The sequence below is a fragment of the Streptomyces sp. WELS2 genome (assembly GCF_013870595.1).
Taxonomy (GTDB): domain Bacteria; phylum Actinomycetota; class Actinomycetes; order Streptomycetales; family Streptomycetaceae; genus Streptomyces.
The window spans coordinates 1-11,672 of sequence record NZ_JACBWZ010000132.1; the positions used below are offsets into that span (position 1 = coordinate 1).

Sequence of the window (11,672 nt, forward strand, 5' to 3'; positions counted from 1 at the left end):
CCACTCGGTCTCGGTGCCGGGGGCGGCCGGCAGCAGCGTGCCGCCGGTCTTCTCCAGACCCCGGGTGGCGTGCGTGGCCAGCGCGAACACCTGCTGCTTGTGCTTGCGCCAGGCCTTGCGCAGCCGCAGGAAGACGCCGGGGGCCTCCTCCTCGGACTCGAAGCCGACCAGCAGCACGGCGGGCGCCTTCTCCAGGGAGGTGTACGTGACGCCCGTACCGTCCAGGTCACGGCCGTGGCCGGCGACCCGGGCGGCGAGGAAGTCGGCCTCCTCGCCGCTGTGCACGCGCGCGCGGAAGTCGATGTCGTTGGTGTCGAGCGCCACGCGGGCGAACTTGCTGTAGGCGTAGGCGTCCTCGACGGTGAGCCGGCCGCCGATGAGGACGCCGGCCCGGGACCGCGCGGCGGACAGGCCCTCGGCCGCCGCCTGGAGCGCCTCGGGCCAGGAGGCGGGCTCCAGCACGCCCTCGGCATTGCGGACCAGCGGGGTCTCGAGGCGGTCGCGCTGCTGCGCGTAGCGGAACGCGAAGCGTCCCTTGTCGCAGAGCCACTCCTCGTTGACCTCGGGGTCGTTGGCGGCGAGCCGCCGCATGACCTTGCCGCGCCGGTGGTCGGTGCGGGTGGCGCAGCCGCCGGCGCAGTGCTCGCACACCGACGGCGAGGATACCAGGTCGAAGGGGCGGGAACGGAAGCGGTAGGCGGCCGAGGTGAGCGCGCCGACCGGGCAGATCTGGATCGTGTTGCCGGAGAAGTACGACTCGAAGGGGTCGCCCTCGCCGGTGCCGACCTGTTGCAGCGCGCCCCGCTCGATCAGCTCGATCATGGGGTCGCCCGCGATCTGGGTGGAGAAGCGGGTGCAGCGGGCGCACAGCACGCACCGCTCGCGGTCGAGCAGCACCTGGGTGGAGATCGCGACGGGCTTCTCGTAGGTGCGCTTCCGACCCTCGAAGCGGGACTCGGCGTTGCCGTGCGAGACCGCCTGGTTCTGCAGCGGGCACTCGCCGCCCTTGTCGCAGACCGGGCAGTCCAGCGGGTGGTTGATGAGCAGCAGCTCCATCACACCGTGCTGGGCCTTCTCGGCGACCGGGGAGGTGAGGTGGGTCTTGACGACCATGCCGTCGGTGCAGGTGATCGTGCAGGACGCCATCGGCTTGCGCTGGCCCTCGACCTCCACGATGCACTGGCGGCAGGCGCCGGCCGGGTCCAGCAGGGGGTGGTCGCAGAACCGGGGGATCTCGATGCCGAGCTGTTCGGCGGCGCGGATGACCAGGGTGCCCTTGGGCACGCTGATCTCGATGCCGTCGATCGTCAGCGTGACGAGGTCTTCCGGCGGGACCGCCGCCTCGCCCCCGCCGGCGGGGGCGCTCGTGGTCACGGTCATGCGTTCACCTCCGGGCGGTCCGCCCAGGCCGTGGACTTGGCCGGGTCGAAGGGGCAGCCCCGGCCCGTGATGTGCTGTTCGTACTCCTCGCGGAAGTACTTCAGCGAGGAGAAGATCGGGGACGCGGCGCCGTCGCCGAGGGCGCAGAAGGACTTGCCGTTGATGTTGTCGGCGATGTCGGCGAGCTTGTCGAGGTCGGACATGGCGCCCTTGCCGGCCTCGATGTCCCGCAGCAGCTGCACCAGCCAGTACGTCCCCTCCCGGCACGGGGTGCACTTGCCGCAGGACTCGTGGGCGTAGAACTCGGTCCAGCGGGTGACGGCCCGCACCACGCAGGTCGTCTCGTCGAAGCACTGCAGTGCCTTGGTGCCGAGCATGGAGCCGGCGGCGCCGACGCCCTCGTAGTCGAGGGGGACGTCGAGGTGTTCGTCGGTGAACATCGGCGTGGAGGAGCCGCCCGGCGTCCAGAACTTCAGCCGGTGGCCGGGGCGCATGCCGCCGCTCATGTCGAGGAGCTGGCGCAGGGTGATGCCGAGCGGGGCCTCGTACTGTCCGGGGCTGGCGACGTGGCCGCTGAGCGAGTAGAGCGTGAAGCCCGGGGACTTCTCGCTGCCCATCGACCTGAACCATTCCTTGCCGTTTTTCAGGATCGCGGGAACCGAGGCGATCGACTCGACGTTGTTCACCACAGTCGGACAGGCGTAGAGGCCTTCCACGGCGGGGAAGGGGGGACGCAGCCGCGGTTGACCACGGCGGCCTTCGAGCGAGTCGAGCAGCGCGGTCTCCTCACCGCAGATGTACGCGCCGGCGCCGGCGTGCACGGTGAGCTTCACGTCGAGCCCGCTGCCGAGGATGTTCTCGCCGAGGTAGCCCGCCGCGTGGGCCTCGCGCACGGCCTCGTGCAACCGCCGCAGTACGGGGACGACCTCACCCCGCAGATAGATGAAGGCGTGCGACGACCTGATGGCGTAGCACGCGATGACGATGCCCTCGATGAGGCTGTGCGGGTTCGCGAAGAGGAGCGGGATGTCCTTGCACGTCCCGGGCTCCGACTCGTCGGCGTTGACAACGAGATAGTGCGGCTTTCCATCACCCTGGGGGATGAACTGCCACTTCATCCCGGTCGGGAACCCCGCGCCGCCGCGGCCGCGCAGCCCGGACTCCTTGACGTACGCGATCAGGTCGTCCGGCGACATGGCGAGGGCCTTGCGGAGCCCCTCGTACCCTTCGTGCCTCCGGTAGACGTCCAGAGTCCAGGACCGGTCCTCGTCCCAGAAGGCCGACAGCACGGGCGCGAGCAGCTTCTCGGGGCTCGGGTCCTTGACCTCGGATACCACGGTCATCACTCCCCCTCCTCTTCGGCCTGGCCCGCCGACGGGGCGTCCGGGGTTCCCTGGATCCGCGGATGGACCACGCGCGCGGGCGCGGCCTCTCCCTTGGCCAGGCGGAGGCCCACCAGCGAGGCGGGTCCCGCGCTGCCGCCCTCCTCGACGGCCCCGGGCCGCTCGTCGGGGAAGCCGGCCAGGATCCGCGCGGTCTCCTTGAAGGTGCACAGGCGCGCCCCGCGCGTGGGCTGTACGGGGCGCCCGGCGCGCAGGTCGTCTACCAGGCGCTTGGCGCTCGCGGGGGTCTGGTTGTCGAAGAACTCCCAGTTGACCATCACGACCGGCGCGTAGTCGCAGGCCGCGTTGCACTCGATGTGCTCGAGGGTGACCTTGCCGTCGCCGGTGGTCTCGCCGTTGCCGACGCCCAGGTGCTCCTGGAGGGTCTCGAAGATGGCGTCGCCGCCCATGACCGCGCACAGCGTGTTGGTGCACACGCCGACCTGGTAGTCACCGGAGGGCCGGCGCCGGTACATGGAGTAGAAGGTGGCGACCGCGGTGACCTCGGCCGTGGTCAGGCCGAGCATGTCCGCGCAGAACCGCATCCCGGTGCGGGTGACGTGGCCCTCCTCGGACTGCACGAGGTGGAGCAGCGGCAGCAGGGCGGACCGGGAGTCGGGGTAGCGCGCGATCACTTCGCGCGCGTCCGCCTCCAGCCGGGCCCGGACGTCGTCCGGGTAGGCCGGTGCGGGCAGTTCGGGCATGCCCAGGCTGATGCCCCGCTCCGAAGAAGAGGTGGTCACCGGTCGACGCCTCCCATCACGGGGTCGATGGACGCGACGGCGACGATGACGTCGGCGACCTGGCCGCCCTCGCACATCGCCGCCATCGCCTGAAGGTTGGTGAAGGACGGGTCGCGGAAGTGGACCCGGTAGGGGCGGGTGCCGCCGTCGGAGACGGCGTGCACCCCGAGTTCGCCCTTGGGCGACTCGACGGCCGCGTACGCCTGCCCCGGCGGGACCCGGAAGCCCTCGGTGACCAGCTTGAAGTGGTGGATCAGGGCCTCCATGGAGGTGCCCATGATCTTCTTGATGTGGTCGAGGGAGTTGCCGAGTCCGTCCGGTCCGAGGGCGAGCTGGGCGGGCCAGGCGATCTTCTTGTCCGTGACCATGACCGGGCCGGGCTGGAGCCGGTCCAGGCACTGCTCGATGATCCTCAGCGACTGGCGCATCTCCTCCAGGCGGACGAGGAAGCGGCCGTAGGCGTCGCAGGAGTCGGCGGTCGGGACGTCGAAGTCGTAGTTCTCGTAGCCGCAGTACGGCTGGGCCTTGCGCAGGTCGTGCGGCAGGCCGGTGGAGCGCAGGATCGGGCCGGTGGCGCCGAGGGCCATGCAGCCGGCCAGGTCCAGGTAGCCGATGTCCTGCATGCGGGCCTTGAAGATGGGGTTCCCGGTGGCGAGCTTGTCGTACTCCGGGAGGTTCCGCTTCATCTTCTTCACGAACTCGCGGATCTGGTCCACCGCGCCGGGCGGCAGGTCCTGGGCGAGTCCGCCGGGCCGGATGTACGCGTGGTTCATGCGCAGGCCCGTGATGAGCTCGTAGAGGTCGAGAATCATTTCACGATCACGGAATCCGTAGATCATGATCGTGGTGGCACCGAGCTCCATGCCGCCGGTGGCGATGCACACCAGGTGGGAGGACATCCGGTTGAGCTCCATCAGGAGCACCCGGATGATCTCGGCGCGTTCGGTGATCTGGTCCTCGATGCCGAGGAGCTTCTCGACGGCGAGACAGTAGGCGGTCTCGTTGAAGAAGGACGTCAGGTAGTCCATGCGCGTCACGAACGTGGTGCCCTGCGTCCACGTGCGGTACTCGAGGTTCTTCTCGATGCCGGTGTGGAGGTAGCCGATGCCGCAGCGGGCCTCGGTGACCGTCTCGCCCTCGATCTCCAGGATGAGGCGGAGCACTCCATGGGTGGACGGGTGCTGCGGACCCATGTTGACGACGATGCGTTCGTCGTCGGCACGGGCCGCGGACTGGACGACCTCGTCCCAGTCGCCACCGGTGACCGTGTAGACGGTGCCCTCGGTGGTTTCCCGGGCGGCTGCTGACTGGGTGCTGCTCACGAGTACGACCTCCGCTGGTCCGGAGCCGGGATCTGGGCGCCCTTGTACTCGACGGGGATGCCGCCGAGGGGATAGTCCTTGCGCTGCGGGTGGCCCTGCCAGTCGTCCGGCATCATGATCCGCGTCAGGGCCGGGTGGCCGTCGAAGACGATCCCGAAGAAGTCGTAGGTCTCGCGCTCGTGCCAGTCGTTGGTCGGGTAGACGGAGACCAGGGACGGGATGCGCGGGTCGCCGTCGGGGGCGCTGACTTCCAGGCGGATCAGCCGGTTGTGGGTGATCGAGCGCAGGTGGTAGACGGCGTGCAGTTCGCGGCCCTTGTCGTTCGGGTAGTGGACGCCGCTGACGCCGGTGCACAGCTCGAAGCGCAGGGCCGGGTCGTCGCGCAGGACGCGGGCGACGCGGACCAGGTGCTCGCGTTCGATGTGGAAGGTCAGCTCGTCGCGGTCGACGACCGTCTTCTCGATGGCGTTCCCGGGCAGCAGTCCCTGTTCCTCCAGGGCGCCCTCGAGTTCGTCGGCGACCTCGTCGAACCAGCCGCCGTAGGGGCGGGTGGCCGGTCCCGGGAGCCGGACCGAGCGCACGAGGCCGCCGTAGCCGGAGGTGTCGCCGCCGTTGCCGGCGCCGAACATGCCGCGCTGGACGCGGATCTCCTCGCCGCCCTGGCCGGGCCGGCCGGGGAGGTTGGCCGCGGCGAGGTCCTTCTCGGGGTTCACCCCGTTCGCGGAACCGTTCGCGGACCCGTTCGCCGGACCCTTCGCGGACCCGTTCGCGCCCTGGGTGCCGTTCTTCGCGTCGCTCACCGCAGCAGCCCCTTCATCTCGATCGTGGGCAGGGCCTTCAGCGCCGCTTCCTCCGCCTCCCGGGCCGCTTCCTCCGCGTTCACGCCGAGCTTGGAGGACTGGATCTTCTGGTGGAGCTTGAGGATCGCGTCCATGAGCATCTCGGGCCGGGGCGGACAGCCGGGGAGGTAGATGTCGACCGGGACGATGTGGTCGACGCCCTGCACGATCGCGTAGTTGTTGAACATGCCGCCCGAGGAGGCGCAGACGCCCATGGAGATCACCCACTTGGGGTTGGGCATCTGGTCGTAGACCTGCCGCAGGACGGGCGCCATCTTCTGGCTGACCCGGCCGGCCACGATCATCAGGTCGGCCTGGCGCGGCGAGCCGCGGAAGACCTCCATGCCGAAGCGGGCGAGGTCGTAGCGGCCGGCGCCGGTGGTCATCATCTCGATGGCGCAGCAGGCGAGGCCGAAGGTGGCCGGGAAGACGGACGCCTTGCGCACCCAGCCCGCGGCCTGCTCGACGGTGGTGAGCAGGAAGCCGCTCGGCAGCTTTTCTTCGAGTCCCATGTCAAAGGCCCCTCAGTCCCATTCCAGGCCGCCGCGCCGCCATACGTACGCGTACGCGACGAAGACGGTGAGCACGAAGAGCAGCATCTCCACGAGCCCGAAGATCCCCAGGGCGTCGAAGGTGACGGCCCAGGGGTAGAGGAAGACGATCTCGATGTCGAAGACGATGAAGAGCATCGCCGTCAGGTAGTACTTGATGGGGAAGCGCCCGCCGCCGGCCGGCGTGGGGGTCGGCTCGATGCCGCACTCGTAGGCTTCGAGTTTGGCGCGGTTGTACCGCTTCGGACCGATCAGCGTGGCCATGACCACGGAGAAGATCGCAAAGCCTGCCCCGAGGGCTCCCAGTACGAGGATGGGCGCATACGCGTTCACCGCTCCTCGCTCCTCTCAGTCGGCACTGACTGCTGGCGGATCACTGGGCTCACGCGCCTCACCGGTCCCACGAACCCCGCTCGTCCCGGGCGAAGATCGAGAACATGTGAAGCAGGTCACAAGCCCGATTGCCTCGCATCTTATGCCTGTCGCTCTGTGATCTGCGACACGGGGTATCGCACAAGCTTTGTGATCTCCACCACCTGACGAAGGATCATGAAGTCGGATGATGGGTGATCTACACACCGGAAGCGTTCAGTTGATCACCAGAAGTGACATTCCTACTTATCAGCGCAGGCTAGAGGGGTCGTCTCAATATCAAGAGAGTTCGCCTGCATGCAAATTGGTGCTGAGCGCAGGCATCTGATAATGGAGCCCGTTCACATCCCGGAGCGGACTCCGGGGCGGGTGTGAACGCGGATCCCCCCGCGTGCACGCGTTCACGAAGTCCGCACGCGCCGGACGCCGGAGTTCCACCGGCCGTTCCGTGACCTCCGTCACATCCATGAGAGGGCGATGAGAACCGGGCTTGGCCAACGACCCCAACCGATGGTAGGTGCGGGGCAATTCGGACGTAATGATCAAAGACCGTGATCAAGAGCATGATCACGACGGTCCGCAATGTCCGTTACGGCGTCAATAAAGGGCGACACGCCCGGGTTTCCAGGTCTCGATTGAGCAACTGTGGCGCACGACACGTTTCTTGAAGATATGAAGGAGCCCCTGGTACCGGTTGTTCCCATGTCCCACACCGCTCACATACGCAGCCACCGGAAGCCCCGCCGCAGCGCGTCGACCCTCGCCGTGCGGGCCGGAGTTGCCGGTGGCGTCCTCAGCACCCTGGCAGTCGCCGGGGCGTCCGGGTCGGCGAACGCGGCCGAGCCGGTGACGCAGACCCTCGAACTGCCCACCCTGACGGCCGACCTGGCCGCTCAGGCGGCCCAGTCCGCGGACGCGACCGAGCAGGCCGCCGCGAACTACCAGCTGCAGGCGGAGCGTGACGCGGCCGCCGCCAAGGCCGCGAAGCAGGCCGAGGCGGACCTCGCCGAGGCCAAGAAGAAGGCGGCCGAGGCCAAGAAGAAGGCCGAGGAGGAAGCCCGCAAGGAGGCCGCCGCCCGCGCGTCGCGCACCGCGGCGCGGACCACGCTCTCCACCACCTCGGCCGACACCGGCACCACCACTCTCGGCGGCGGCACCGGCACGGAGGCCGGCACCGGCACCGGCACGTCCACGGCCACCGGATCGGCCGCGACGATCGTCGACTTCGTCAAGTCCCAGGTCGGCAAGGCGTACGTCCCCGGCGCCACCGGCCCGTCCGCCTACGACTGCTCCGGCCTGGTGCAGACGGCCTTCAGGCAGATCAACGTCAGCCTGCCGCGCGTGTCGCAGGACCAGTCGACCGCCGGCACCCAGGTCTCGCTGAGCAACCTCCAGCCGGGCGACATCCTGTACTGGGGCCCCGCGGGCAGCGCGTACCACGTGGCGGTGTACGTCGGCGGCGGCATGTTCGTGGGCGCGCAGAACTCCTCCACCGGTGTCGTGGAGCGCCCGCTGTCCTACGACCCGCCCACCGGCGCCGTACGGGTGCTCTGAGCGCACTCCGCGCCCTCTTGCGCGTCTACAGGGCCGCTGCCCCCGGGCAGCGGCCCTCGCGCGTTCCCTGCCATGCTCTGCTCGGGCCGCCGTCCGGTGGTCCGCGTCCGGGCGAAGGAGTCCACGCGATGCCACGCGTGTTCGTACAGGGAAATCCCGCCGACCACTACCCGCGCTACGCCCCCGAGGCGGGGCGTGGCGCGGTGCGGCGCATCACCGAGGTCGGCGAGGAGGTGCTGCACAAGCCGTGCCGGGACGTCACGGAGTTCGGACCCGACCTCGCGGCGCTGATCGACGACATGTTCCGCACGATGTACGTCGCCGACGGAGCGGGGCTGGCGGCGAATCAGGTCGGCCTCGGGCTGCGGCTGTTCGTGTACGACTGCCCGGACGACGACGGTGTCCGGCATGTCGGACACATCGTCAACCCGGTGCTCGAAACGCCCACCGGTGAGCGACGGCTGCTGGAGGAGGGCGAGGGCTGTCTGTCGGTGCCCGGCGCCGTGATGGCCGTACCGCGGCCGGACCGGGCCGTCGTGCGCGGGCAGGACCGGGACGGCCGGCCGGTCGTCGTCGAGGGCACCGGGTACTTCGCCCGCTGCCTCGCCCACGAGACCGACCACACCAACGGCCACCTCTACCTGGACCGGCTGTCCAAGCGGGAACGGAAGGACGCGCTGCAGCAGATGACGGACCGCCGGGACGAGGTGTACGCCCGCCGGGCCGCCAAGGAGACCGCTTTCGGCGCCTGACCCCTCGCGCGCACGGTGGCGCCGGACGCCCCTCGGCGGGCTCCGGCGCCGTCCTGCCCCGGTGGCCGTCAGGCCTTCGGGGTCACCTTGGTCAGGCCGTTGATGATGCGGTCCATGGCGTCGCCGCCCGTGGGGTCGGTGAGGTTGGCGAGGAGCTTGAGGGTGAACTTCATCAGCAGCGGGTGGGTCAGGCCGCGCTGGGCGGCGATCTGCATGACCTTCGGGTTGCCGATGAGCTTCACGAAGGCGCGGCCGAGGGTGTAGTAGCCGCCGTAGGTGTCCTTGAGGACGCGCGGGTAGCGCTGGAGGGCGGTCTCGCGCTGGGCGGGCGTGGCGCGCGCGTGGGCCTGCACGATGACGTCGGCGGCGATCTGGCCGGATTCCATGGCGTAGGCGATGCCCTCGCCGTTGAAGGGGTTCACCAGGCCGCCGGCGTCTCCGACGAGCAGCAGGCCCTTGGTGTAGTGCGGCTGGCGGTTGAAGGCCATGGGGAGGGCGGCGCCGCGGATCGGGCCGGTCATGTTCTCCGGGGTGTAGCCCCAGTCCTCCGGCATGGAGGCGCACCAGGCCTTGAGCACCTCGCGCCAGTCCAGCTCCTTGAAGGAGTCGGAGGTGTTGAGCACGCCGAGGCCCACGTTCGAGGTGCCGTCGCCCATGCCGAAGATCCAGCCGTAGCCGGGCAGCAGCCGGTCCTGGGGGCCGCGGCGGTCCCACAGCTCCAGCCAGGACTCCAGGTAGTCGTCCTCGTGGCGCGGGCTTTCGAAGTACGTGCGCACCGCGACGCCCATCGGGCGGTCCTCGCGGCGGTGCAGGCCCATGGCGAGGGACAGCCGGGTGGAGTTGCCGTCGGCGGCGACGACCAGCGGCGCGTGGAAGGCGACCTCGCGCTTGTCCTCGCCGAGCTTGGCGGTGACGCCGGTGATGCGGCCGGTGCGGTCGTCCACGATCGGGCCGCTGACGTTGCAGCGCTCGTACAGCCGCGCCCCCGCCTTCTGGGCGTTGCGGGCGAGCTGCTCGTCGAAGTCGTCGCGCTTGCGGACCAGGCCGTAGTCCGGGAAGGAGGCGAGGTCCGGCCAGTCGAGCTGGAGGCGGACGCCGCCGCCGATGATGCGCAGCCCCTTGTTGCGCAGCCAGCCGGCCTCCTCGGAGATGTCGATCCCCATGGCGACGAGCTGCTTGACGGCGCGCGGGGTGAGGCCGTCGCCGCACACCTTCTCGCGCGGGAACTCGGTCTTCTCCAGGAGCAGGACGTCGAGTCCGGCCTTGGCGAGGTGGTACGCGGTCGTGGAGCCGGCCGGCCCCGCGCCCACGACGATCACGTCGGCGGTGTTCTCGGAGAGCGGCTCGGTCACGACGGTCACGGCGGGATCTCCCCAAGGTCGAATGGTGTGTGTGCCGGCCGGCACGGGGACATGGGCAGTCTATTCAGCGCGGTTGGCCCTCCGGCCGAAGGGCCACCCAACGGCCGTCACTCTCCGTGTCCATCTGTCACGGAAAGGCACCGACGCCTTCCGGGCGGCACCGCCCGGAGTTACCCTGCCAGTACCGCTGGGGGTGACATCTGTGCACATACCACCCAAGACACCCGAAGTGCGCGTCCCGCGTCTGGTCGGCCTGATGGCCGTGGACGCGCGCGAGACCGCCCGGGCCCGGGGCCTGTGGCTGGACGCGCCGGACCGCCCGGACTTCCACCTCGCCGTCGTGGACTACGTCGTACGCCAGCATCCGCAGCCCGGGACCGAAGTGCCCCGGGACTCGAAGGTGTACGTGTGGTTCGGCTTCGCCGAGGGCGAGGGCGGCGGGGGCGTGCGCGAGCCGCGCGTGCCGGGACCGCCGCGCGGGGGCCTGCGGCGGGAGCTGGACCGGCCGCACGACCCGTACGAGGTGGCCGGGATCAGCTCTCCTTGACGCCCGGGTCCTCCTTGAAGCCCCGGTGCAGTGCCACCACGCCGCCGGTGAGGTTGCGCCAGGCGACCTTCGACCAGCCCGCCTTGCGCAGGCGCTCGGCGAGGCCCGGCTGGTCGGGCCAGGCCCGGATGGACTCGGCGAGGTAGACGTACGCGTCCGGGTTCGAGGAGACGGCGCGGGCGACCGGCGGCAGCGCGCGCATCAGGTACTCGGTGTAGACGGTGCGGAACGGCGCCCAGGTCGGGTGCGAGAACTCGCAGATCACCACGCGTCCGCCGGGGCGGGTGACGCGGTACATCTCGCGCAGGGCCGCGTCCGTGTCCTGGACGTTGCGCAGCCCGAAGGAGATCGTCACCGCGTCGAAGGTGTCGTCCTTGAACGGCAGCCTCGTCGCGTCGCCCGCGGTGAACGGCAGCCAGGTGTGCTTCTTCTTGCCGACCTGGAGCATGCCCAGGGAGAAGTCGCAGGGGACGACGTACGCGCCGGTCCGGGTGAAGGGGAGGGAGGAGGTGGCCGTGCCGGCGGCGAGGTCCAGGACCTTCTGCGCAGGGCGGGCGTCGACGGCGTTCGCCACCTCCCTGCGCCAGCGCCGGTCCTGCCCCAGCGACAGCACGTCGTTCGTCAGGTCGTACCGTTCCGCCACGTCGTCGAACATCGAGGCGACTTCGTGCGGCTGCTTGTTCAGGGAAGCGCGGGTCACCCGCCCATTGTTGCAGCCGGGTCCGGCGGCGAAGCGGCAGGGCGCGGCCCGCGCGGACGCTCAGCGTCGGCGGAAGACCAGCCGGCCGGAGAGCACCGTCGCCACGCACGTCCCGGCTCCCCGAGCGGCCGGTTCCGACTCGTCCCCGGCGTCGAAGACGGCGAAGTGG

The 11,672-nt window shown here is 70.1% G+C and carries 12 protein-coding genes; 3 read left to right on the plus strand and 9 right to left on the minus strand.

Annotated elements, in window-relative coordinates; all coding sequences use genetic code 11:
- The 7 genes from H5J33_RS11265 to H5J33_RS11295 form a co-directional block, all read right to left on the minus strand.
- Positions 1 to 1,380 (minus strand): NADH-quinone oxidoreductase subunit G (locus tag H5J33_RS11265; RefSeq protein ID WP_181794757.1); only part of this gene is annotated, 1,380 nt, incomplete at its 3' end.
- Positions 1,377 to 2,723: an NADH-quinone oxidoreductase subunit NuoF gene (nuoF, locus tag H5J33_RS11270; protein ID WP_220212219.1), complete on the minus strand. Its 1,347-nt coding sequence runs from the start codon at positions 2,721 to 2,723 to the stop codon at positions 1,377 to 1,379. The genes H5J33_RS11265 and nuoF, both read right to left, overlap by 4 nt.
- The gene (gene nuoE, locus H5J33_RS11275) at positions 2,723 to 3,505 is read right to left on the minus strand and encodes an NADH-quinone oxidoreductase subunit NuoE (protein ID WP_181794759.1); all 783 of its coding nucleotides are present in this window, start codon (positions 3,503 to 3,505) and stop codon (positions 2,723 to 2,725) included. The genes nuoF and nuoE overlap by 1 nt, the downstream gene beginning before the upstream one ends.
- Positions 3,502 to 4,827: an NADH-quinone oxidoreductase subunit D gene (locus H5J33_RS11280; protein WP_181794760.1), complete on the minus strand. Its 1,326-nt coding sequence runs from the start codon at positions 4,825 to 4,827 to the stop codon at positions 3,502 to 3,504. Before H5J33_RS11280 ends, nuoE begins: the two co-directional genes overlap by 4 nt.
- On the minus strand, positions 4,824 to 5,540 hold the full coding sequence (locus H5J33_RS11285; protein ID WP_399552808.1) for an NADH-quinone oxidoreductase subunit C: 717 nt from the start codon (positions 5,538 to 5,540) through the stop codon (positions 4,824 to 4,826). Before H5J33_RS11285 ends, H5J33_RS11280 begins: the two co-directional genes overlap by 4 nt.
- 83 nt (positions 5,541 to 5,623) lie before the next feature.
- Positions 5,624 to 6,178 carry an NADH-quinone oxidoreductase subunit B family protein gene (locus H5J33_RS11290; protein ID WP_007383964.1) on the minus strand — a complete coding sequence of 185 codons (555 nt, stop codon included), beginning with the start codon at positions 6,176 to 6,178 and terminating at the stop codon, positions 5,624 to 5,626.
- A gap of 12 nt (positions 6,179 to 6,190) precedes the next feature.
- Positions 6,191 to 6,550, minus strand: a complete 360-nt coding sequence (locus H5J33_RS11295) for an NADH-quinone oxidoreductase subunit A (RefSeq protein ID WP_003992243.1) — start codon at positions 6,548 to 6,550, stop codon at positions 6,191 to 6,193.
- Positions 6,551 to 7,291: 741 nt separating this feature from the next.
- Between H5J33_RS11295 and H5J33_RS11300 the strand changes: the two genes are divergently transcribed.
- The gene (locus tag H5J33_RS11300; protein WP_181794762.1) at positions 7,292 to 8,143 is read left to right on the plus strand and encodes a C40 family peptidase; all 852 of its coding nucleotides are present in this window, start codon (positions 7,292 to 7,294) and stop codon (positions 8,141 to 8,143) included.
- 128 nt (positions 8,144 to 8,271) lie between these two features.
- Positions 8,272 to 8,895 (plus strand): peptide deformylase, encoded by a 624-nt coding sequence (gene def, locus H5J33_RS11305; protein ID WP_181794763.1) that lies wholly within the window; start codon positions 8,272 to 8,274, stop codon positions 8,893 to 8,895.
- 68 nt (positions 8,896 to 8,963) lie between these two features.
- On the opposite strand, the gene H5J33_RS11310 is transcribed toward def, so the two are convergent.
- On the minus strand, positions 8,964 to 10,256 hold the full coding sequence (locus tag H5J33_RS11310; RefSeq protein ID WP_181794764.1) for a geranylgeranyl reductase family protein: 1,293 nt from the start codon (positions 10,254 to 10,256) through the stop codon (positions 8,964 to 8,966).
- Positions 10,257 to 10,485: 229 nt separating this feature from the next.
- Here H5J33_RS11310 and H5J33_RS36730 point away from each other — a divergent pair, with 229 nt between their 5' ends.
- The gene (locus H5J33_RS36730) at positions 10,486 to 10,803 is read left to right on the plus strand and encodes a PASTA domain-containing protein (RefSeq protein WP_181794765.1); all 318 of its coding nucleotides are present in this window, start codon (positions 10,486 to 10,488) and stop codon (positions 10,801 to 10,803) included.
- Here the strand turns inward: H5J33_RS36730 and H5J33_RS11320 are convergent.
- On the minus strand, positions 10,790 to 11,503 hold the full coding sequence (locus H5J33_RS11320) for a demethylmenaquinone methyltransferase (protein ID WP_181794766.1): 714 nt from the start codon (positions 11,501 to 11,503) through the stop codon (positions 10,790 to 10,792). The genes H5J33_RS36730 and H5J33_RS11320 overlap by 14 nt on opposite strands.
- Positions 11,504 to 11,672: the final 169 nt, after the last annotated feature.